The sequence below is a fragment of the Pseudomonas sp. m6p genome (assembly GCF_055760375.1).
This window is the reverse complement of the sequence record NZ_CM147084.1, coordinates 105,417-128,943: the sequence shown is the minus strand read 5'-3', so window position 1 is coordinate 128,943 and position 23,527 is coordinate 105,417. Positions and strand designations below refer to the sequence as shown.

Genomic DNA, 23,527 nt, shown 5'->3' with positions numbered 1-23,527 from the left:
GAGTCGCCCTACAACCCTGTGGGAGCTGTCGTAGGCAGCGATCTTTTGACTTCGCGCTTCAAATCCAAAAGATCGCAGCCCTCGGTCGCTAAGTTCGATTAGAAAATGGTCGGCTCGCAGGCCGCCATCGCTGGCAAGCCAGCTTCCACAATGGATTGGGGGTATTCATTTGGAGAACGATTGGCTGGCAGGGCGCCTTCGCGAGCAGGCTCGCTCCCACAGGGAAATTGAGTGACTTCAGTGGGCGATTGGTCGGCTGACAGGCCGCCATCGCTGGCAAGCCAGCTCCCACAATGGATTGGGGTATTCATTTGGAGAACGGTTGGCTGGCAGGGCGCCTTCGCGAGCAGGCTCGCTCCCACAGGGAAATTGAGTGACTTCAGTGGGAGATTGGTCGGCTCGCAGGCCGCCATCGCTGGCAAGCCAGCTCCCACACAAGAGCAAGAGCAGAACGCGCACCGCTCTTGCTCCTCACCACTCAACACAATGAGCGTTAGCTCGAGTACCGCTTTTGATCTTGATCCACGGGCGACATCGGAAGGCTGAGCGGAGGGATTGATCCGGGGTGGGAGCGCAGCGACCGTTTGGCGCAGCCAAACACAGCGAGAGGAGGTGCAGCGAAGCAAACCGTAGGCGCTGCGCCCGGATCAATCCCGGAGCGAAGGGACCCCGAGCCCCAGCGAGCGGGCCGAACGCAGGAGCAAGCCTTTTTTTGCTTACTTTTTTGAGGCGTTTGTCAAAAAAGTGAGTCGCCGTCAGGGCGAAACCCTAAGCCGCCATCACCTAAAAAACGGATATACACCCAAAACCACCCGAAGCCTGGTCGGCCCAAAGGCCGCCAAGGCAAAGCCCAAAAAAAGCCCCCAAGGCCTACACCTCAGGGGCTTTCGAACAACCCAGCTCAGCGCTTAATGATGCTCACGCGTCGCACGGAATTTGACATCCGGCCACCGCTCTTCCATCAACGCCAGGTTAACCCGCGTCGGCGCCAGGTAGGTCAGGTGCCCACCGCCATCCAGCGCGAGGTTCTCCACCGCCTTGTTGGAAAACTCCTCAAGCTTCTTCTTGTCGCTGCACTCGATCCAGCGCGCGGAGTAAACAGTGATCGGCTCATACGAGCACTCAACCTTGTATTCCTCCTTCAAACGACTGGCGACCACATCGAACTGCAGCACACCGACGGCGCCAAGAATGATGTCGTTGCTGCGCTCCGGAAAGAACACCTGAGTCGCGCCCTCTTCGGCCAACTGCTGCAGACCCTGACGCAATTGCTTGGATTTCAGCGGATCACGCAGACGCACGCGACGGAACAGCTCCGGGGCGAAGTGCGGGATACCAGTGAACCCGAGGACTTCGCCTTCGCTGAAGGTGTCGCCGATCTGGATCGTGCCGTGGTTATGCAGACCGATGATGTCGCCGGCGTACGCCTCTTCCAGCTGTTCACGCTCGGAGGAGAAGAACGTCAGGGCGTCGCCGATGCGCACGTCCTTGCCGGTACGCACGTGGCGCATCTTCATGCCTTTCTCGTACTTGCCGGAGCAGATACGCATGAAAGCGATACGGTCGCGGTGTTTCGGGTCCATGTTCGCCTGAATCTTGAAGATGAAGCCCGAGAACTTCTCTTCCACCGGCTCCACGGTACGTTCGTTGGCGACACGGGCCAGCGGACGCGGTGCCCAGTCAACTACAGCGTCGAGCACGTGATCGACACCGAAGTTGCCCAATGCCGTACCGAAGAACACCGGAGTCAGTTGGCCGTCGAGGAATTCCTGCTGGTTGAACTCGTGGCAGGCGCCCTGCACCAGTTCCAGCTGTTCGAGGAAGCGCTCGTACTCGTCGCCCAAGTGCGCGCGCGCCTCGTCGGAGTCGAGTTTCTCGATGATCTTGGTTTCGGTGCGTTCGTGACCGTGACCGGCGGTGTAGACAATGATGTAGTCGTCGGCCAGGTGGTACACGCCCTTGAAGTCGCGGTAGCAACCGATCGGCCAGGTGATCGGCGCTGCCTTGATCTTCAGAACGGCTTCGATTTCGTCGAGCAGTTCGATCGGGTCGCGGATGTCACGGTCGAGTTTGTTGATGAAGCTGACGATCGGCGTGTCACGCAGACGGCAGACGTCCATCAGGGCGATGGTCCGTGGCTCAACGCCTTTACCGCCGTCGAGCACCATCAGCGCCGAGTCGACCGCCGTCAGGGTGCGGTAGGTGTCTTCGGAGAAGTCTTCGTGGCCCGGGGTGTCGAGCAGGTTGATCATGTGTTCGCGATACGGGAACTGCATGACCGACGTGGTAATGGAAATACCGCGCTGCTTCTCCATCTCCATCCAGTCGGATGTCGCATGGCGGTCGGATTTACGGGATTTCACCGTGCCGGCCACTGCAATCGCCTTGCCCATCAACAGGAGCTTTTCGGTGATCGTGGTTTTACCGGCATCGGGGTGGGAAATAATGGCGAAAGTGCGGCGTTTCGCGACTTCGGCGGCCTGGTTGGTCATGGGAAATCGCCTGGCGGTGATTCAAAAAAGGGCGGCGAGTATAGCTTAAAAAGTAACCGCCGAACCACCGTCCCTCGGCCGCGCAAAACCCTGTAGGAGCTGTTGCAGGCTGCGATCTTTTGATCTTGCTCTCAAGAACAAAATCAAAAAATCGCAGCCTGCGGCAGCTCCTACAGGTGGCCAAACAGTGTCTGACGTGGGAACCTTTTAAAGCACGGAGACGTCCATCCCCTGTTACGACATTTCGTCAGGGGCTGAAAAATCAGCAAGTTAGCCTGACGAGGCTGCGCTCATGGCTCGCTTTCAGATCGCTTGGCCGGTCCTGAAAAACGGCTACTTTTCGCGAACGCTGACTTCGGCAGCCAGGAATGGCCTTGCCACACGGAGCTGCGTTCGCCGACTACAAAAAAAGGAGTCCGCCTGTGGCTATCCGCTATGGCAAAGGGCTGATGGGAGGTGCGGTGGTGATCGCGCTCCTGGCCCTGCTGGTTCACTGGATCGGCATCAACACGATCAAACACTACCGCGACGATTTGTTGTTTTACCTGCAAGCTCATCTGATTCTCGTCCTCGCTTCAATGCTGGCCGCCCTGGTCGTGGGCATCCCCGCCGGTATCTTTCTCAGCCGCCCGAGCATGGTCGGCCGCGCTGAACGCTTCATGCAGATCTTCAATATCGGCAACACCGTGCCACCGCTGGCGGTACTGGCGATTGCCCTGGGGATTCTCGGCATCGGCAGTGGTCCGGCGATCTTCGCTTTGTTCCTCGCTTCTCTGTTGCCAATTGTGCGCAACACCTACGAAGGCCTGAAAAACGTTCAGGGTTCGCTCAAAGAAGCCGCCGTCGGCATTGGCATGACCCCGCGCCAGGTGCTGTGGAAAGTCGAATTGCCCAACGCCGTGCCGATCATTATCGGTGGCGTGCGCGTGGCGCTGGCGATCAACGTCGGCACCGCGCCGCTGGCCTTCCTGATCGGCGCCAACAGCCTCGGCAGCCTGATCTTCCCTGGCATCGCCCTGAACAATCAGCCGCAACTGCTGCTCGGCGCCGCGTGTACCGCGCTGCTGGCCCTGCTGCTCGATGGCGTCGTCACCCTCGCCAGCCGTCTCTGGCTGGAACGCGGTTTGCGCCCGTCTTAAGGCTTTTGCGAAGGAATATTTATGAAACGATTTAGCTTGATCTTGAGCTGCCTCCTGCTGTTTGCAGGACTGGCCCAAGCCGCCGAAAAACCGGTTATCCGCCTCGGCGCCCGGGTGTTCACCGAGCAGACGCTGCTCGCGGAAATCACCGCGCAATACCTGCGCAGCAAAGGCTACGACGCGCAGATCACCGGCGGTCTGGGCAGCAACCTCGCCCGCAGCGCCCACGAAAGCGGTCAGCTGGACATGCTCTGGGAATACACCGGCGTGTCGCTGGTGGCCTACAACCATGTCACCGAGAAACTCGACAGCGAACAGTCCTACGCCCGGGTCAAAGAACTCGACGCGAAAAAAGGCCTGGTCTGGCTGACCCCGTCGAAATTCAGCAACACCTACGCCCTCGCCCTGCCGAAAAAAGTCGCCGAGGAGTATCCGCAGGTCAACACCATCAGCGACCTGAACAAGGTGCTGCGCGATGAGGCCAAGACCAATCACCTGGTGGCGCTGGACACCGAGTTCGCCAACCGCTCCGACGGTCTGGACGGCATGGTCAAGCTCTACGACATGAACCTGACCCGCAAGAACATCCGGCAGATGGACGCGGGGCTGGTCTACACCGCGCTGCGCAATGGCCAGGTGTTTGCCGGCCTGGTCTACACCACCGACGGCCGCCTGAATGCGTTCGGCCTGAAACTGCTGGAAGACGACAAGCACTACTTCCCCGACTACACCGCTGCGCCGGTGGTGCGCCAGGCCTACCTCGATGCGCACCCGCAACTGGCCGAGCAACTCAAGCCGCTGGCGCAACTGTTCGACGACGAAACCATGCGCCAGCTCAACGCGCGGGTCGACGTCGATCACGAAAGCCCATCGAAAGTGGCCGCCGATTTCCTGCGCCAGCATCCACTCAACTAAGGAGGAAAAGTCATGGAATTTCTGAACGCCTTTTCCCACCTCGACTGGCAGCAGGTGATGCACCTGACCTGGCAGCACATCACCCTGGTCGGCATCGCGGTGACATTGGCGATTCTCATCGGCGTGCCGCTGGGCATTCTGATGACGCGCTTCCCGACACTCGCAGGTCCCTTGCAAGCCAGCGCCACAGTGTTGCTGACCGTGCCGTCGATTGCGCTGTTCGGCCTGCTGCTGCCGTTCTATTCCAAATTCGGCCAGGGCCTGGGGCCGATGCCGGCGATCACTGCGGTGTTCCTCTATTCGCTGCTGCCGATCATGCGCAACACATACCTCGCCCTGACCGGCGTCGAACCGGGCATTCGTGAAGCCGCGCGCGGCATCGGCATGACCTTCGGCCAGCGCCTGCGCATGGTCGAGCTGCCGATTGCGGTGCCGGTGATTCTCGCCGGCGTGCGCACTGCGGTGGTGATGAACATCGGCGTGATGACCATCGCCGCGACCATCGGCGCCGGAGGCCTCGGTGTGCTGATCCTCGCCTCCATCAGCCGCAGCGACATGTCGATGCTGATCGTCGGCGCGCTGCTGGTCAGTCTTCTGGCGATCTTCGCCGACCTTCTCCTGCAGTGGCTGCAACGTACGCTGACTCCAAAAGGACTCCTCAAATGATCGAACTTCAAAACCTCAGCAAGACCTTCCAGAGCAACGGCAAAGATGTCAAAGCCGTGGACTCGGTAAGCCTGACCGTCAATGAAGGCGAAATCTGTGTGTTCCTCGGGCCATCGGGTTGCGGCAAAAGCACCACGCTGAAAATGATCAACCGCCTGATCAAGCCGACCTCGGGCAAGATCCTGATCAACGGCGAAGACACCACCGACCTCGACGAAGTCACCCTGCGCCGCAACATCGGCTACGTGATCCAGCAGATCGGTCTGTTCCCCAACATGACCATCGAAGAGAACATCGTCGTGGTGCCGAAACTGCTCGGCTGGGACAAACAGAAATGCCACGACCGCGCCCGCGAACTGATGAGCATGATCAAGCTGGAACCCAAGCAGTATCTGCATCGTTACCCGCGTGAACTGTCCGGCGGCCAGCAACAGCGCATCGGTGTGATCCGCGCACTGGCGGCGGATGCGCCGTTGTTGCTGATGGACGAGCCGTTCGGCGCAGTCGACCCGATCAACCGTGAGATGATCCAGAACGAGTTTTTCGAGATGCAACGCGCGCTGAACAAGACCGTGATCATGGTCAGCCACGACATCGACGAAGCGATCAAGCTCGGCGACAAGATCGCGATCTTCCGCGCCGGCAAACTGCTGCAGATCGATCACCCGGACACCCTGCTCGCGCACCCCGCGGACGACTTTGTCAGCAACTTCGTCGGCCAGGACAGCACCCTCAAGCGTCTGCTGCTGGTGAAGGCGGAAGACGCGGCGGACAACGCCCCGTCAGTCAGCCCGGAAACCCCGGTGGCCGATGCGCTGGAGCTGATGGACGAGCATGACCGCCGCTACGTGGTGGTCACCTGTGCCGAGAACAAGGCGCTGGGTTATGTGCGACGCCGCGACCTGCATCGCCAGACCGGCACCTGCGCGCAGTATCTGCGCGAGTTCAACGTCACTGCAGCGTACGACGAGCACCTGCGCATCCTGCTGTCGCGCATGTACGAGTTCAATCGCTCGTGGCTGCCGGTGATGGATGCCGAGCGGGTGTTCCTCGGCGAGGTGACGCAGGAGTCGATTGCGGCTTACCTGAGCTCGGGACGTTCGCGGGGCATGAAGACCAATATCGTTTCGCCGGCTGAGGCTGTAATCGCGTAAAAACTCCAAATCTGTGGGAGCGAGCCTGCTCGCGAATGCGCAATAACAGTCAACAATGATGTTGGCTGTGAAAATGTTTTCGCGAGCAGGCTCGCTCCCACAGGATTCGCGCAATCCTCGGGGCATTTACAGGGCGGAAAAGAATCTCAACAGCAATGTTCGTTGGACCTGGGCAAAGACACCTGTTCAAACAAGCAAAATCCCCCTCACACCCACCTCTCGCCGCCAACGTCGCCGATGTTGCGCCTAACGTACTTACCCTCGACTTCGCCGACAAAAGCGGCGAACGTGCAGGTATTTTTAACACATGAAAATTCTTGGGGAACATCTGTCCGTCATCTCGGTCGGCTACAAAGAGTGATATCCGCGACGTACGTCAGAAGCGTGCAAAAACGCGACATTTTTAGTTGATCTCAGGCCCCTCACGCCCTAAAGTTCGCGCCGAACGTCCATGCTGGAAACGATCCATCCGGCTCAAGTACTGACGACGAGACAGCAAGGCCAAGGGCAGTTACGCCCGTGGCCTTTTTGCTTTCGGCGACATGCCTTGGGAAGTAGGCGAACCAAAGTGGGGATACGGAGGACGTTCATTTACACCCATGTTTTTACCCGTTTGCCCATAGGAGCACTCCAGCATGTCGATCCAGGTCGAAGACTATTTCGCGCGCGAAACCTTTCAGAAAATGAAGGCGTTCGCCGACAAACAGGAAACCCCGTTCGTGGTGATCGACACCGCGATGATCGCCCAGGCCTACGATGACCTGCGCGCCGGTTTCGAATTCGCCAAGGTCTACTACGCGGTCAAGGCCAACCCGGCTGTCGAGATCATCGACCTGCTCAAAGAGAAAGGCTCGAGCTTTGATATCGCCTCCATCTATGAGCTGGACAAAGTCCTGAGCCGTGGCGTCAGCCCGGATCAGATCAGCTACGGCAACACCATCAAGAAGTCCAAGGACATCCGCTACTTCTTCGAGAAGGGCGTGCGTCTGTACGCCACCGACTCCGAAGCCGACCTGCGCAACATCGCCAAAGCCGCGCCGGGTTCGAAAGTCTATGTGCGCATCCTCACCGAAGGCTCGACCACCGCTGACTGGCCGCTGTCGCGCAAATTCGGCTGCCAGACCGACATGGCCATGGACCTGCTGATCCTGGCCCGCGACCTCGGTCTGGTGCCTTACGGCATCTCGTTCCACGTCGGTTCGCAGCAGCGCGACATCAGCGTCTGGGACGCGGCGATCGCCAAGGTCAAAGTGATCTTCGAGCGCCTGAAGGAAGAAGACGGTATCCACCTGAAGCTGATCAACATGGGTGGTGGCTTCCCGGCCAACTACATCACCCGTACCAACAGCCTGGAAACCTACGCCGAAGAAATCATCCGTTTCCTGAAAGAAGACTTCGGTGATGACCTGCCGGAAATCATTCTCGAACCGGGCCGTTCGCTGATCGCCAACGCCGGCATTCTGGTCAGCGAAGTGGTACTGGTCGCACGCAAATCGCGCACCGCCGTCGAGCGTTGGGTCTACACCGATGTGGGCAAGTTCTCCGGCCTGATCGAAACCATGGACGAAGCGATCAAGTTCCCGATCTGGACCGAGAAGAAAGGCGAGATGGAAGAAGTGGTGATCGCCGGTCCAACGTGCGACAGCGCCGACATCATGTACGAGAACTACAAGTACGGCCTGCCACTGAACCTGGCGATCGGTGATCGTCTGTACTGGCTGTCGACCGGTGCCTACACCACCAGTTACAGCGCCGTCGAATTCAATGGCTTCCCCCCGCTGAAATCGTTCTACGTGTAAACCACGTCGATTGGCAAAAGGCCCATGTTTTCATGGGCCTTTGTTTATTTGCGCAACCATGACTCGATATGGGTCAACCTCTGCAATAGCTCCACAGCATTCTCCTCGCCAGTGGCCAGCTTCACATTCAGCCTTCCCAGGGTCGTCAGGTCATCGGCTTTGGTAAGTTCAACTCTTGCACTGTCGAAGCGCTGAGTAACTTCCTCGAAAAAAGCGCCGATCTGCATGAGCAAATACGCCTGTTGATCAAAGAGCCGCTTTACGTCCGCCTCATACTCTCTCGACCTGATCAGGGGATCCGACGAGGAATATTCAATACTCCATTGAGGAGTCGTGTCATGAGCCCTGAACAACTCGGGAGCAACCATCGGCTGCGAATGACATTCACACGTGCGATACCCCATGGCTCTGGTGAATATCGCTTTGAGCCCGAATGAATGCTCATGCACATCCTGGACGATCTTCTCGATAACAATCATGTCGCCCTTTCCGGCGAAGAACAGATTACCCAGGCCGTAAACCAGATCCTTGATGGTACGGGGTCGAAACGAGCCCCAGATGGGCGACTGCACGATAGTGAAAGAGCTGATATCCACCTGATCGACCGGCTCGGATCTGGAGGTTCTGGCGGTATATTCCAGTACCTCTTTTCTGAAAGTAAGCAGTGCCTCTATGTATTGACTGGCCTGGCTTTTCAGCTCTTCGACGCGCTTGTGTAACCCCAGCAGTGTTCGCTCATCCCAAAATGCATTATTCAGACGCGAGTCGTATGGTAAATACGTACGTTGATGGCCACTCTGGGCGCGTCGCGCAAAAACAAGGTTGGCGTTGTCATGCGTTGCGACAACCGTCGACAGAAAAACGATATAGCGCTCCAGTGTGCGGCGCTGCTCACGGGTAAATTCATATCCGGCCATGCTCATATCCTTATGAAGGAGGGTGGCTGACTCCCACCCTCCCCACCGACGTATTACAAGGTCAGTGGCTTCAAATACCGGATCGCTTGTGTAACACCGGCAATCGCCAGATCGACTCGCTCCTCAACTGGCACGGACGTGTCCTGAGTAAACGAGCTGGACAGCTCTTCGAAATAGGCCAGCAGTCCGGCAAATTCACCGACGTACTTCCAGCGCGCATCGTCGACCTTATCCAGCGTTTCCAGCAGTTCGATTTTCCCGTCCGCTTCCACGATATCTTTCGCGTACTTTTTCACCTGGTCTTTCAGCGCCAAGGCTTTTTCCCTGAGCTTGTTGTGAGCCGCCACCATGTTGAGGAAGGACACGGCCTCGCCGATCCCCGAGATCAGCTTTTTAAGCGTATCGATAGCCAACATGGCAACTTGAACCTGCGGTGGCGCTAGTCCCAACTCCTTCAAGCTACTGAGCGACAGTGCGACGCCTTCGCCGATTTTTTCGATTCCGGCCTTGGCAATCAAGTCAATGGCCTCAGCCACTGACTTTATTTCTGCGTCCAGCTCGACCAGTTGCTCCTCAAGCTTATCCTTGCGCTCTTGCGCGTAAGCGCGCTCATCCTGAAGACCGGCAATCGATCTTGCCGAATCACTGCGACTGTAAGCGGCCATCAGATTTTTATTAATGCCTTTCAGATCCTCAGACTGCGCCTGGATCTTTTTGGCAATAGCCGACAATTCAGCCTCCATGTCTTCACGAACGTCGTCAGCATCTGCAGGGTCGTTAACCTCCTCCTTTAGCAATCGCAAATTTCTCTGTGAGCGTTCCATATTGATAATAAGCGTCTGACCTTTAATACGCAGATCAGCCGTTGCCCGGCTGGCGGAAAGCGCCAGCCCATTAGCTGTTTGCACGGGGCCTGACGCATAGACATACCGCTCGAAAAGCATTTGCGCGGTGACATTGATATCTTGCATCTCAGCATTAAAATCGCGCAGCCTGACGATATTGAATTCTTGCGAAACCTTTTGATTCAACATAAAAGCCCCCATCCTTCCGGTGAATTTTATTTTACCCGCCTCGTACTCCTTATCTGCTTCAGCGAACACGCGAAGTAATTGATCAGAATCGACCTTGATTTGCTCCCATGGCAGGACGATTTTTGCCAGATGGTTCATGAAACGCCTAAGTTCTGTGGCAATGGTCAGCGAGTCGGCCTCCTCTTTCGAGGCTGTAATATATTCAGCCAACGAATTCCAGACCAACATCAGATTGCGGGTAGCCACATCTGCCTCAACGGTAACGTTGTTCAACTCCTGCAAATCAGCGCGCACTCTGTTCAATGACCCCAGCGTCTTGTTTTTACTGGCCATTCGCAGATTATCGTTGCGCTGTTCTTCATTAAGGGCATTACGCTTCTTGCGGATGGCTTCAGCCTGGACGCCTGTGTAAATAGCCAGAATCAACCCTCCAATATTGAGACCTGCCGCCGACTTGATTGCCTCCTGAACCATCTGGTCATATTGTTTGGTGAGCACATCAATCTCTTTCGAGCGCTCATCCATCTTGTTTTGCAGCTCTTTGATATCCTGCTGATAGGTATTATTCGAAACGGCCCTCAAGCGTAACTGGACTTGCGGAAGCACATCTTCGCGCAGGTCTGTGCCAAAGCTATCCAGTTGATCCCTGACAGATGCGGCTCTGGCATGAGCATTCCGAACTTTGGCAAGAATGTCATCCAGATACAGTTTCAGTTCAGGTACGTCACCCGCCGGCAAGTCCAGTTCGGGAAGCCCTGGAATCCGCCGCTTCAGTTCCAGATATTGCTCTGGTGTCTTGATGTCGTGCTCTTCAAGGTATTTCGAGGCTTTCAGATCGTCATATATCTCTCTGATTCCACTGCCCGCCAGAAGAATACTCCCGGCAAAGATCTTTAAATCGGTGCCCGTCAGCATTATTTTTTCACGCAGCGGCGACCAGCGCCTGGCGTGATCATAGGTTTTTTTGAACGTAGCCTGGAAATCACGAGCCGTCAGCCCCGGCCCACCTGTTTCGCCTTGACCGTAGTCCAGATAGACCATCACATCTTCTAGAGTCACAGGAAGCGACAGGCCTAACACCTCATACTTGCGCAAGTTGACGATATCTTCCTTGGTTAGCTGAAACCCTGGATCTCGATTGTATTCACCGCCCTCCCCCAACGATGCACTCACGAATAACAGCGGCGCCTTTGCGGCGGCCTCAACCAACTTGTCACTTAACTTCGGTTCCATCAGAGACTCCTTGTCTTCTTCGGATTGTATATTGACTATTCATTTACAACGCTGAACCAACCATCCAGAACGCATATCATCAGCGCTGCAATTTAACTTAGTGCACGAAAACAAATACCCACAAGCCATTAAATATTAGAAGAAAATACACAGATCCCGAACAACCCAAACCCGCCCACCACTTATGCAAGAGATTTCAAAAAACGACAAATCATAACCAACAAGAAGTCACACTCAATGCATATACCCACGAGCAAAAGCAATATTAACCTTGAGGCTCAGACAACCACTCAAGGAATTAAAAGTGCAGCCCAGCTCAAACCCGCTCGTCACCAAAGACGACATTCGAAAAATAAAAAACTACATCTCTGCCGCCAAAGCATTGCCGCGCAATATCGAAGATGTAGAACGCCAATTGAAAACCAGACACACCGGCATCATCGGTCTGGAACCGATCGATATTGTTCAGCTCAATCATATGATCATCAACAATGCCAATTCGTGGAGCGACATCGAGTACTCGATGAAGCGTGTGGCCGGAAGTCTTTCGACCTTTTCGGAGGACCTGGAAAATTTTGGTCAGGAAATTATCGACGCCATCGTGACGATGCCGGGTTACATAAACTACCTGGGTACTATCGACTCGCTGAGCGAAGAACAAATAACCAGGCTTCCGCCACTGGAGATCGGCACGGCAGAAAAGAACCGTTTCGGCTCCATTCAGGAGTCTCTCGCGTTCATCGAAAGATCGATCGGCGAGAAGAAGCTCAGCAGTGTGGATGTCAGCGAGCGATTGAAGTACTTCAAGATCGATCTTAACGACAAGGTTGCCGTCAATATTGGTGAAAAACTACGCCTGGCCGGCGATGCGCAACTCAACCGACAGCTGACTGAACTGAATGTTGCGATTGATCGAGCGAATAAACTCATAGAGGAAAAAACCCGCGAGACGGCGCCGGATTTTTTTGATCACATTCTTGGTTTTGTCGCCGCTTACAAGGGCGGCCCTCTCAGCTCGAGCGTTTATTACAAAACGCTCGAACTTCAGCAAAATACCCATTTACGCCCATTGATTGCCCAGCGAGATCAACTCGCGGAGCAGATCAAACAAACCAATATTCTGGCCGGCACGCTCATGGAGTTTCAGTCGGGTCTGGACAGCATGTCGCTGTACGTCGAAGGCGCGATACAGAGTACCTCGCAACTGGAGACGCTATGGATCTCCGTTACCGACTACATCAACGCCTCGCAAAATAAAGTCATGGGTATGCACGAGTTTCTGACCCTCAGAAGCTTTGTCTCCAGTTTCAAGATTGTCATTAAAAACTGGAAAACCGTTCAAGCCAACGCGAATCAACTTATCCACGCATTCGACTGACGCCACTCAATCATTCAGGAAATATTCATCATGACAAACCTCAGTTATGCCCAGCCTGACCTTGGCCGCATTCAAGAAAGCCGCGAGGCGATCCGTTATCAAGCGATCGTTGGCTCTGCCAACCTGTACATCAAAGCCTTGAGCGATGAGTTGATCGCTTTGAATGCCGCCGTCAGCGACCTTGATCTTACGGCCGCGAATATCTTCACTTCGGCAATGACAGCGCTGGAGACCGACGACCTGAACGAAAACCTGCAGGCACTGGCCAGCCTCAACGCCCGTGAACCGAGTGCTCAGGTTGAAAAAGCACGCCAGCAGTATTCGCAGATCGTCACCCAACTGATCAAGCTGTGCACTGAACAAATGACCAGACTCCACACTTCGCTGCACAACAGTGCATTCGGGGTGCAGAGCATCGGCATCAGCAACAACCGTTTCAGACTTGAAGAGCTGGCCGCGAGCAAAATCAATCTGACCCGGGAGTACGACGCCGAGCAAATCCCGCTGGCTGAATTGAAAGACGATGAAACCGTTCTGAATCTGGCCATTGCCGAGTTCGAAAAGCTGACATTCATTGATCGAATCAAGCCATTGCTTGAACAACTGAAGGCGATCATCGGCAACAAACCGACCACCCCTGAAGCGGCGGCGCTGGAGGCCGGACTGATTATCGCCAACAAGTTTCTCGACGAAGCCAACGAGCTGATCAAATACAAGGATCTGATCAAGGCGCGCCAGATCATCCAGAGTCGCCGTGCACAACGCGAGGAGCGCGTGGCGTCGCTGGCCAGGCAACTGCGCGACAATGACGACAAGACCCGCCAGTTGAAAGATACGCAGAAGGTTGTGCCACACCAGCAAACCTATGTCAGTGAGACCGGCAAACTGACGGCTGCGTTGTCCGCGTTTCTCGGTGCGGTCACCGCTGCGCCGAATGAAGACGTTCTGCGGCGTGGCGAACGAGTGCTGGAACACAGCCAGTCCCTGCGCAATTACCTGATCCCGCTGCAGGGACGCTGGTTACGCGGGTGATCGAAGGCGCCTGCCCTCGATTACTGATGGAGAGCAGGCGTCTCGGCGTCAAGGGCCGCCAGACGCTGACGGTACTCGGCGCCCATGGCGCGTATCTGCGGATGCACGGATGCCAGCAACGATTCGCCGCTGACGCGCAAGAACTTCACATTGCCGAGCAGCAAAGCCTTGCGCAGCCATTGCAGTGCCTCTTCGATTCGCCCCGCTTGCGCCAGGATCGCGGCGTGACTGAACTGCCCGCGAAAATCCCCACCCTCCGCGGAGCGTCGATACCAGTCGTGCGCCGCTGGCCGATCCATCGGGCCTGCTCGCCCTTCCTCCAGATACCGTCCCAGCAGGTTCATTGACTTCGCATGGCCCGCTTCAGCGGCGCGCCGATACAACGCCAATGCCTGACGCTGATCGACCATGACACCGCGCCCGGTCGCCAGCAGGTTGGCGAGGTTGTACATCGCCCAATCCAGCCCCGCGTCAGCGGCGATTCGATAATGCTGCGCGGCAATCGCGGCATTCGCGACGCATCCCCAGCCATGCTCATGACAACGGCCCAGCATGTTGCGCGCCATCCAGTGCCCTTGCCCGGCGGCGATGGCGAACCAGCGCAGTGCCAACGTTTGATCCTGAGCAATGCCACGGCCATCGAGCAGGATCTGCCCGAGCAACGCCTGTGCTTCAACAATGCCCTGGCCGGCGGCGAGCAGAATCGCCTGCGCCGCACGCGCCGGACTTTCTTCGAGCATCGCGCTGAGCTGCGCAACGTCGAGCACTTCCTCCCGCCGCAGTTGAAAACTCATACGTCAACCCAGCGCCGCAGCAGGTTGTGATAGGCGCCGGTCAGGCGAATCAGCGACGGGTGATCAGGCATGTCCTGAGTGAGCTGCTGGATCGCCCCGTCCAACTCGAACAGCAAGGCGCGCTGGCTGTCTTCGCGCACCAGACTCTGCGTCCAGAAGAACGACGCATAACGCGCGCCACGGGTGACGGCGTTGACCTTGTGCAGGCTAATGCCGGGGTACAGCACCATGTCGCCGGCGGGCAGTTTCACCCGCTGCGTGCCGAAGGTGTCCTGAATCTCCAGTTCGCCGCCGTCGTAGTCCTCGGGTTCACTGAAAAACAGCGTGGCCGACAGATCGGTGCGCACCCGCTCGATGCTGCCTTTGGGCTGACGCACGGCGTTGTCGATGTGAAAGTCGAAACTGCCGCCCGCCGTGTAGCAGTTGAGTAACGGCGGGAATACTTTGTGCGGCAGCGCAGCGGACATGAACTGCGGATTTTTCCACAGCCGCTCGAGCATCGCTGTGCCGATTTCCTTGGCCAGCGGATGGCCTTCCGGCAGTTGCAGATTGTGTTTGGCCTTGGCCGACTGATAGCCGGCGGTGATCTTGCCATCGGCCCAATCCGCCTGCTCCAGCGCCTCGCGAATGCGCTGCACTTCTTCTTTGCCGAACAGGCCGGGGATGTGCAGCAGCATGGCGATCGTACCTGATGGTAAAGGGGTGCCAATGGTATTGATTCTTATTGGCCGTGTAAAACCCGCATGACGGATGAATCGGCAAAAACCGTAGGGTTAAATTGTAAAGAATGTAAATTCGTCGCGAATAACAATGTTTCGCAATTGATACGAATACCCGTTTACCCTATATTCCGCGACCTCAAATCCTTGGGGAGGGGAATAAAAATGTCACGTCAACACGCACAATTGCCGGTCAGTTCACCACGTTTGCTCGCTTCGGCCATTGGTGTCGCCATCACCGCCGGTTCCGCTGGCCACATGGTCTTCGCCGCAGAAAAGACCGACAGCAAAGCCTCCGGCAATGCCATCGCCCTGGACGCTACCGCCATCACCGGCGAAGCGCAGGACTCGACGTCCTACCAGGTCGAAAAAGCCTCCTCGCCCAAGTACACCGCGCCGCTGGTCGATACCCCGCGTTCGGTCACCGTCATCCCGCAACAAGTGCTCAAAGACACCGGCGCCCTGAACATGCAGGACGCGCTGCGCACCGTGCCGGGCATCACCTTCGGTGCCGGTGAAGGTGGCAACCCGCAGGGTGATCGTCCGTTCATTCGTGGTTTCGACGCCCAAGGCGACACCTACCTCGACGGCGTGCGCGACACCGGTTCGCAGAGCCGCGAAATCTTCGCTGTGGAAAACATTGAAGTCAGCAAAGGCCCGAATTCGGCCATCGGCGGTCGCGGCGCGGCCGGTGGCAGCATCAACCTGGTGAGCAAAAAAGCACACTTGGGCAACTCGTTCGACGGTGGTTTCACTTGGGGTTCCGACCAGACCCAGCGTTACACGCTGGATGGCAACTACCAGTTCAGTGACACCGCTGCCGGCCGCCTGAACCTGATGAGCCACGAGAGCAATGTCGCCGGTCGCGACAAGGTCGACTACGACCGTTGGGGCATCGCGCCGTCCCTGGCGTTTGGCCTGGGCACCGACACCCGGGTCAACCTGGACTACTACCATCTGGAAAGCAACGACACCCCGGACTCGGGCATTCCTTACACCATTCCGGCCGGTGGTTCGGCGGCACGTACCAAGTCCAACCCGGACAAGCCGTACGCCGGTGGCGATCACAGCAACTTCTACGGTCTGGATCGCGACTTCCGCAAGGGCCGCACCGACACCGCGACTTTCGCCATCGAGCATGACCTGAGCGATTCGCTGACCATCAAGAACACCCTGCGCCACGGCACCAGCATGCAGGATTACATCCTGACTCAGCCGGACGACAGCAAGGGCAACGTCAACAATGGCAGCGTCTGGCGCCGTGCCAACACGCGGGTCAGCAACACCGAGACCACCACCAACCAGACTGATCTGTTCGGCAATTTCTACGTCGCCGGTTTCAAGAACAGCTTCTCCACCGGTGTCGAATACACCCGCGAGGAAGGCCAGAAGTCCTCGTACAACGTCAACACTGACACCACGCCGCGCACCAGCGCCGCGACCACCAATTGCACCCCGTCGATGATTGGCGCATCGAGCGGCTACAACTGCACCTCGCTGTCGAACCCGAACCCGAACGATCCGTGGAACGGCGCGATCTCACGCAACTACGCTGGCACCGACACCAAGGCCAACACTTACGCGCTGTATGCGTTCGACACCCTGGAGCTGTCCGAGCAGTGGCTGGTGAACATGGGGCTGCGTTATGACCACTTCGACACCGACTACAAGACCTACAACAACGCCGGCACCACCACCGCCAAAGGTGATGACACCAGCGAATTCGTCACTGGTCAGTTCGGCGTGGTCTACAAACCGGCACCGAACGGCAGCATCTACGCCTCCTACGCAACCTCCGCGACGCCACCGGGCAACACCCTCGGCGAAGGCCAGGAAGGCAACCCGCTGGGCGGCACTCCGGACCGCAATGGCAACCTGCTCAAGAGCGACATGGAGCCGGAAACCACCAAGAACTACGAAATCGGTACCAAGTGGGATCTGCTGAATGATCGCCTGTCGCTGACCGCTGACATCTTCCGCACCGAGAAAGAAAACGCTCGTGTACAAGTCGATACCACCTCGTACGAAAACGCCGGCAAGACCCGCGTGCAAGGTATCGAGCTGTCGGCCAGCGGCAAGATCACCGACAAGTGGCAAGTGTTCGCCGGTTACGCCTACATGGACAGCGAACAGGTGGACGGTGGTGACCTGCCGGCCAACAAGGCCAACAACGGTAACGAGTTGCCCAACACGCCGAAAAACAGCGCCAGCCTGTGGACCACTTATCAGGTCACGCCGAAGCTGACCCTCGGTGGCGGCGCGTTCTACGTCGACGACGTCTACGGCAGCGTGGCCAACACCACGATGGTCGATTCCTATGTCCGTTACGACGCGATGGCCGCCTACAAGCTGAGCAAGAACGTCGACCTGCAACTCAACGTGCAGAACCTGACCAACGAGGTCTACTACGACAAAGCCTTCTCGACCCACTTCGCCAATCAGGCGGCGGGCCGCACGGCGCTGTTGAGCACCAACTTCCACTTCTGACCGATGTGGAAACCTGTGGGAGCGAGCCTGCTCGCGAAAGCGGTGGGTCAGTCAAGTAGAGGCTGACTGACACGACGTCTTCGCGAGCAGGCTCGCTCCCACAAGGTCTGCTCCGCAAGGCTTGGCCCCGTTCATCGACTGAACGGGGCCTTTGTGCGTAATCAAAGAAGCTCTCGATAACCCACGGCATAATGCGCGCCGTGATGACAATTTTGAACGGACAAGGCGAGCGACGTGTTGAAGAAAACCCTGTTCCAGTTGCACTGGTTTTTCGGCATCACTGCCGGGCTGGTGCTGGCCCTGATGGGCATTACCGGTGCCGCCTACTCGTTCCAGGACGAAATCCTGCGGGCACTGAACCCGTCGGTGTTGCAAGTGGAAAAACAGGTCGCTGGCGTCCTGCCCCCGGTCGAGCTGGTGGAACACATCGAAGCAAGCTCCGGCAAGAAAGTCGGCATGCTCTGGGTCGAAACCGACAGCGGCAACGCCGCACGTGTCTACTTCACCCCGCCCAAAGGCGAACGTCGCGGCGAGATGCGCTACTTCGATCCGTACACCGGCGAGTTCATGGGCGACGCGGTGGGTCAGGACTTCTTCGGTCTGATGTTGCAACTGCACCGCTTCCTCGCCATGGGCGATACCGGCCGCAACATCACCGGCGCCTGCACCCTGATCCTGCTGTTCTTCTGCCTCTCCGGGCTGTACCTGCGCTGGCCGCGCCAGTGGAACAGCTGGCGCGTGTGGCTGACCCTCGACTGGCAGAAAAAGGGCCGCAGCTTCAACTGGGATCTGCACTCGGTGGCCGGCACCTGGTGTCTGCTGGTGTATCTGCTGCTGGCGTTGACCGGGCTGTCCTGGTCGTACGAGTGGTACAACAAAGGCCTGACCAGACTGCTTTCCGACGCGCCGCAAAACGAGCGCATGCGCGGCGGTCGTGGCCCGACGCCGGAAGGCCCGGCACCCACCGCCGACTACGCGGCGATGTGGAGCAGCATCTACAGCGCTGCCGGCCCGGGCCTGTCGGCCTACAACATCCGCATGCCGCCAGTGGCCGGGCAACCGGCGACCGTGTTCTACCTGCTCGACAGCTCGCCGCATGATCGCGCGCTGAACCAGATCACCCTCGACCCGGCCACCGGCATCGTCAAACGTGTCGACCGCTACGCCGACAAGAGCTTCAAGGCGCAGCTGTTGACCAGCATTTACGCGCTGCACGTCGGCAGCTATTTCGGTCTGGTCGGACGGATCATCGTCACCCTCGCCGCCGTGTGCATGCCGCTGTTTTTCATCACCGGATGGCTGCTGTATCTGGATCGCCGGCGCAAGAAAAAGCAGATTCAGGACGCACGCAAAGGTCTTCAGGCAACAGCCGGCGATGCACCGGCATGGCTGGTAGGTTTCGCCACTCAGAGTGGTTTTGCCGAACAACTGGCATGGCAGACCGCCGGGCAATTACAGGCCGCCGGGTTGCCGGTGAAGGTGCAGCCGCTGGCGGACGTCAGCGCCGAGGATCTGCGTGAATCGAGCAATGCGTTGTTCGTGGTCAGCACGTTCGGCGACGGCGAAGCACCGGACAGCGCACGCGGTTTCGAACGCAAAGTGCTGCGCACCGCTGCCAGCTTCGACGGCTTGAACTATGCGGTGCTGGGCCTCGGCGATCGCCAGTACCCACACTTCTGCGGCTTCGCCCGACGCCTGCATCAGTGGCTCGGCGATCACGGCGGCAAGACCCTGTTCGCTCCGGTCGAAGTCGACAGCGGCGACCCGTACGCCCTGCGTCACTGGCAGACGCAGCTCGGCCTGATCACCGGGCAAGCGCCGGTCGACACCTGGCAAGCGCCGAGCTACGACAACTGGACGCTGGTCAGCCGCGAACTGATGAATCCCGACAGCAGCGGCGCGCCGGTTTACCTGTTGGGCCTGAAGGCGCCGAGTACCAGCAGCTGGCTGGCCGGGGATCTGGTAGAGGTGCTGCCACGCAATTGCGCGTGGGCGGTCGAACATTTCCTCGACGGCCTCGGCATTCGCGGCGAAACCCGCGTGACGATCAACGGCCTGGAAGAGCCGCTGGAAGTCGCCCTCGCCTCGCGCCAACTGCCCGAGCATCGCGCGCATCTGGTCGGCCTGCATGCGCAAGCGCTGGTGGACGCAATGGTGCCGCTGGCGATGCGCGAGTACTCGATTGCCTCGATTGCCGCTGACGGTGTGCTGGAGTTGATCGTGCGCCAGGAACAACACAGCGATGGCAGCCTGGGCATCGGTTCCGGTTGGCTGACCGAGCATGCCCCGGTCGGCGGCAGCATCAGCCTGCGTGTACGTCGCAACAGTGGCTTCCACCTGCCAAACGAACCGGTGCCGATGATTCTGCTGGGCAACGGCACCGGCCTCGCCGGGCTGCGCAGCCTGCTCAAGGCACGCATCGCCGACGGTCAGCAGCGTCACTGGCTGCTGTTCGGCGAGCGCAATCGCGAGCACGATTTCCTCTGCCGCGCGGAGCTGGAAGAGTGGTTGATCAATGGCGATCTGGCGCGACTCGATCTGGCGTTTTCACGGGATCAGGCGCAGAAGATTTACGTCCAGGATCGCCTGCGCGAATCCGCTGATGAGCTGAAGAAGTGGCTGGCCGACGGTGCGGTGATCTATATCTGCGGCAGCCTTCAGGGCATGGCCGCTGGCGTCGATCAGGCACTCAACGACATCCTCGGCAGCGTCGAAGTCGAACGTCTTATCGAACAGGGCCGCTACCGCCGCGACGTGTACTGACCGACTCCTGTAGGAGCTGCCGCAGGCTGCGATCTTTTGATTTTGTTTTTAAGAGCAAGATCAAAAGATCGCAGCCTGCGGCAGCTCCTTGTATCTCGACTATCGCTCCGTCAGGAGCGATAGTTCTCGACTGATCATCGAGGGAGGGACTTGGAAGCCGTGCAGCTCCTTAGGCTTTTTGCCTGTGATGTAGATCGTGCTCCAGCCCTCCACACTCACTCATATAGTTCGAACGGTATCTTGGGCCCGTCTCTGGCGAGAGCTCGCATTCGCAAGGTTGGACAGAGTGCAGTGATGATCGAAAACAGATCAATGGAGAGACACTCATGTCCAGTTTCGTCGGTGTCGATATCGCTAAAAACACCTTTGATATCGCCACGCACTTGCCAAACGGTAAGCACAAAACCAAGGCCAAGCTGCCTAATGACGCGAAGGGTTTCAAAGAGTTTGAAGCTTGGTTGAACAAGCAGGTCGAGCCCACAGCCTTGATCGTGATGGAAGCTACCAGCGTCTATCACCTGGAACTTGCCGAGTTCGTCTACAACAAGGGTTACCGGGTCTGTGTCGTCAATCCGGCCACGACCCATGCTTACGCCGATAGCGAATTGCGCCGGATCAAAACCGATAAAAGCGACGCCAAACTGCTCGCTGATTTTGCTCGGGAAAAGGCTGAAAAGCTTCAGCTTTGGGCTCCGGAGCCACTGAAATACCGCCAACTGAAGGCGATGGTGCGTCGATTGGATGATCTTCAGGAAATGGAGCAGATGGAGCTCAATCGTCTGGATGTGTCCGACGAAAAGGTCAAAGACTCGATCAACTCCGTTCTGCGCCACATCGAAAAAGAGATCGCTGAAACGCACAAAGCGATCAAGAAACACATCGATGATGATCCGGACATGCGCCAGATGCGCGACTTGATCGTGACCATCGACGGTATCGGGCAGAAAACCCTTGAGCGGCTGCTGGCCGAGCTGGGCGACCTGCGCAAATACGACGACCCTCGCAAACTGGTCGCTGCTGCAGGGTTGAACCCTAAGCTGCAGGAGTCAGGAAAACTCAAAGGCAGAACAATTATTTCGAGGGTCGGCTCGGCTCGCGTTCGGGCGGGTCTGTACATGCCAGGCCTGGTAGCGCTGAGGCACAACGAGGCGATCATCGCCATGAAGGAACGCTTGAAGGCCAATGGCAAAGCCCCCAAACAGATCATCTGTGCAGCCATGCGCAAGTTGTTGCACTTCGTCTACGGAGTGCTCAAATCGGGCCAACCATTTGACCCGAAATTGGCACTTGCCCGGTGAGGGGCAAGACGGTATCTACAGAAGCCATTACACCGGCTGCAGTTTTTGTTCGAAAACCGCGACCCCATTCAGATCCCGCAACACCACACTCATCTCCCCGCTCTGCCCTTCGATATTCACCTCGCCAAAAAACTGAAACCCGGCAAACGGTGAAGCGTTCTGCGTCGGTGGTGCTTTCTGGAACACCACCTCCGGGCCGAAGGTCTTGTCCAGCGGATTGGGCCCGAAACTGCCGGCATTCAGCGGCCCGGCGACAAACTCCCAGAACGGTTCGAAATCCTGAAACGCCGCGCGATCCGGGTGGTAATGATGCGCCGCGCAGTAATGCACGTCCGCGGTCAGAAACACGAAATTGCGCACGTGCTGCGCCCGCAGAAAACCGAGCAGTTCGGCGACTTCCAGTTCACGCCCTTGCGCCGGGCCGGGATCACCGTTGGCCACCGCTTCCCAGCGTGCGACGCCCGGGCTGACCTCGCCGTCGGGCACGCCGAGGCCGATCGGCATGTCGGCGGCGATCACCTTCCACTGCGCCTTGGAGTGCTTCAAGCCACGCTTGAGCCAGTCCAGTTGTTCGCGCCCGAGGAACGGTTTGGCCGCGCCAAGGTTGTCGTCGTTGGCCCCGCGATAGCTGCGCATGTCGAGCACGAACACGTCGAGCATCGGCCCGTAACTGAGCTTGCGATAAATCCGCCCGCCACCATCGGCCGCCTGCAAACGCATCGGCGAATATTCCAGCCAGGCCTTGCGCGCACGGCCGACCAGGGTGTGGATATCTTTCTCTTGATAACGCTCGTCGAGCTGCTTGCCCGGCGACCAGTTGTTGACCACTTCGTGGTCGTCCCACTGCCAGATCTGCGGTACTTCGGCGTTGAAGCGGCGGATGTTTTCATCCATCAGGTTGTAGCGGTAATTGCCGCGATAGTCGTCGAGGGTCTGCGCCACTTTGCTCTTGGCTTCGGTAGTGAGGTTGCGCCAGATCCGCCCGCCTTCGGTGGTCACTTGCGCCGGCACCGGGCCGTCGGCGTAGATGGTGTCGCCGCTGTGGATAAAGAAGTCCGGCAGGCGCAGGCGCATGGATTCGTAGATGCGCATGCCACCGATGTCCGGGTTGATGCCAAAACCCTGGCCGACGGTGTCACCGCTCCAGACGAAACGGATGTTGCGTCGCGCCTTCGGTGCGCTGCGCAAATGGCCGAGCCACGGCTCGCTGGCGACGCCGGATTGCGCGTCCTTGAAATACACCCGATAGAAAATCGCCTGATCGGCGGGCAGCCCGGTCAGTTCGACACGGGCAGTAAAGTCGGTGCGCGCATCGGCCAGCGTCGAGACGACACGGCGCGGGTGGCGAAACTGGCTGCGGGTGTCCCACTCGACCACCATCCGTGCCGGGCGATCGCTGCGGCTCCAGATCATCGCGCGGTCGCCTTGCAGGTCGCCGGACTGCACGCCGTCGGTGAGTTGCGGCCGATCCTTGACCGACGCGATCACTGCCGGCGCCAGCCCCGGCATCAGCAGCCCGGCACCGACAACCTGCATGACCCGTCGGCGACCAATGTTGAAATCGCTCATGCGTGTTCTCCCTGAAAAAAGGAAAACTTAAGCACGGCTATATGAACTCGCCATGACACCACTAACCATTGTGGGAGCGAGCCTGCTCGCGAAAGCGGTGTGCCAGTCAACATACATGTCGCTGGCAGATTGCATTCG

Annotated in this window: 16 protein-coding genes; 10 read left to right on the top strand and 6 right to left on the bottom strand. The window is 58.0% G+C overall.

Features of this window, described 5'->3' with window-relative positions:
* Window positions 1-908: 908 nt before the first annotated feature.
* On the bottom strand, window positions 909-2,492 hold the full coding sequence (locus ACYZUM_RS00555; protein ID WP_007965665.1) for a peptide chain release factor 3: 1,584 nt from the start codon (window positions 2,490-2,492) through the stop codon (window positions 909-911).
* 449 nt (window positions 2,493-2,941) lie between these two features.
* Between ACYZUM_RS00555 and ACYZUM_RS00550 the strand changes: the two genes are divergently transcribed.
* The 5 genes from ACYZUM_RS00550 to ACYZUM_RS00530 all read left to right on the top strand — a co-directional run bounded on the left by ACYZUM_RS00550 (window position 2,942) and on the right by ACYZUM_RS00530 (window position 8,165).
* Window positions 2,942-3,631 carry an ABC transporter permease gene (locus tag ACYZUM_RS00550; RefSeq protein ID WP_473061352.1) on the top strand — a complete coding sequence of 230 codons (690 nt, stop codon included), beginning with the start codon at window positions 2,942-2,944 and terminating at the stop codon, window positions 3,629-3,631.
* A gap of 21 nt (window positions 3,632-3,652) precedes the next feature.
* Window positions 3,653-4,546 carry a glycine betaine ABC transporter substrate-binding protein gene (locus ACYZUM_RS00545; RefSeq protein ID WP_108181662.1) on the top strand — a complete coding sequence of 298 codons (894 nt, stop codon included), beginning with the start codon at window positions 3,653-3,655 and terminating at the stop codon, window positions 4,544-4,546.
* 12 nt (window positions 4,547-4,558) lie between these two features.
* Entirely contained in the window at window positions 4,559-5,212 is a 654-nt protein-coding gene (locus ACYZUM_RS00540) for an ABC transporter permease (protein ID WP_041066877.1), read from the top strand.
* The gene (locus tag ACYZUM_RS00535; protein ID WP_108181661.1) at window positions 5,209-6,366 is read left to right on the top strand and encodes an osmoprotectant ABC transporter ATP-binding protein OsmV; all 1,158 of its coding nucleotides are present in this window, start codon (window positions 5,209-5,211) and stop codon (window positions 6,364-6,366) included. The genes ACYZUM_RS00540 and ACYZUM_RS00535 overlap by 4 nt, the downstream gene beginning before the upstream one ends.
* A gap of 635 nt (window positions 6,367-7,001) precedes the next feature.
* The gene (locus tag ACYZUM_RS00530) at window positions 7,002-8,165 is read left to right on the top strand and encodes a type III PLP-dependent enzyme (protein ID WP_047291221.1); all 1,164 of its coding nucleotides are present in this window, start codon (window positions 7,002-7,004) and stop codon (window positions 8,163-8,165) included.
* Window positions 8,166-8,209: 44 nt separating this feature from the next.
* Here ACYZUM_RS00530 and ACYZUM_RS00525 read toward each other — a convergent pair whose 3' ends face one another.
* On the bottom strand, window positions 8,210-9,082 hold the full coding sequence (locus ACYZUM_RS00525; protein ID WP_108181660.1) for a hypothetical protein: 873 nt from the start codon (window positions 9,080-9,082) through the stop codon (window positions 8,210-8,212).
* 53 nt (window positions 9,083-9,135) lie between these two features.
* Window positions 9,136-11,349 (bottom strand): alpha-xenorhabdolysin family binary toxin subunit A, encoded by a 2,214-nt coding sequence (locus ACYZUM_RS00520; protein WP_108181659.1) that lies wholly within the window; start codon window positions 11,347-11,349, stop codon window positions 9,136-9,138.
* A 304-nt stretch (window positions 11,350-11,653) separates the two neighbouring features.
* On the opposite strand from ACYZUM_RS00520, the gene ACYZUM_RS00515 reads away from it, so the two are divergent.
* Together ACYZUM_RS00515 and ACYZUM_RS00510 are read left to right on the top strand one after the other, a co-directional pair.
* The gene (locus ACYZUM_RS00515) at window positions 11,654-12,727 is read left to right on the top strand and encodes an alpha-xenorhabdolysin family binary toxin subunit A (protein ID WP_108181658.1); all 1,074 of its coding nucleotides are present in this window, start codon (window positions 11,654-11,656) and stop codon (window positions 12,725-12,727) included.
* A gap of 30 nt (window positions 12,728-12,757) precedes the next feature.
* On the top strand, window positions 12,758-13,759 hold the full coding sequence (locus ACYZUM_RS00510; RefSeq protein WP_108181657.1) for an alpha-xenorhabdolysin family binary toxin subunit B: 1,002 nt from the start codon (window positions 12,758-12,760) through the stop codon (window positions 13,757-13,759).
* Window positions 13,760-13,779: 20 nt separating this feature from the next.
* Here ACYZUM_RS00510 and ACYZUM_RS00505 read toward each other — a convergent pair whose 3' ends face one another.
* Window positions 13,780-14,553 (bottom strand): tetratricopeptide repeat protein, encoded by a 774-nt coding sequence (locus ACYZUM_RS00505; protein WP_108181656.1) that lies wholly within the window; start codon window positions 14,551-14,553, stop codon window positions 13,780-13,782.
* On the bottom strand, window positions 14,550-15,230 hold the full coding sequence (locus ACYZUM_RS00500) for a Fe2+-dependent dioxygenase (protein WP_108181655.1): 681 nt from the start codon (window positions 15,228-15,230) through the stop codon (window positions 14,550-14,552). Before ACYZUM_RS00500 ends, ACYZUM_RS00505 begins: the two co-directional genes overlap by 4 nt.
* A 207-nt stretch (window positions 15,231-15,437) precedes the next feature.
* On the opposite strand from ACYZUM_RS00500, the gene ACYZUM_RS00495 reads away from it, so the two are divergent.
* From ACYZUM_RS00495 to ACYZUM_RS00485, 3 genes are all read left to right on the top strand, one after another.
* Complete coding sequence (locus tag ACYZUM_RS00495) at window positions 15,438-17,759, top strand: TonB-dependent receptor (RefSeq protein ID WP_086793725.1); 2,322 nt, start codon at window positions 15,438-15,440, stop codon at window positions 17,757-17,759.
* A 234-nt stretch (window positions 17,760-17,993) separates the two neighbouring features.
* On the top strand, window positions 17,994-20,522 hold the full coding sequence (locus tag ACYZUM_RS00490) for a PepSY domain-containing protein (protein WP_108181654.1): 2,529 nt from the start codon (window positions 17,994-17,996) through the stop codon (window positions 20,520-20,522).
* Window positions 20,523-20,848: 326 nt separating this feature from the next.
* Window positions 20,849-21,820 (top strand): IS110 family RNA-guided transposase, encoded by a 972-nt coding sequence (locus ACYZUM_RS00485; RefSeq protein ID WP_108181694.1) that lies wholly within the window; start codon window positions 20,849-20,851, stop codon window positions 21,818-21,820.
* Between the two features lie 27 nt (window positions 21,821-21,847).
* Here the strand turns inward: ACYZUM_RS00485 and ACYZUM_RS00480 are convergent, their stop codons facing one another.
* Window positions 21,848-23,389: an alkaline phosphatase D family protein gene (locus tag ACYZUM_RS00480; RefSeq protein ID WP_108181652.1), complete on the bottom strand. Its 1,542-nt coding sequence runs from the start codon at window positions 23,387-23,389 to the stop codon at window positions 21,848-21,850.
* Window positions 23,390-23,527: the final 138 nt, after the last annotated feature.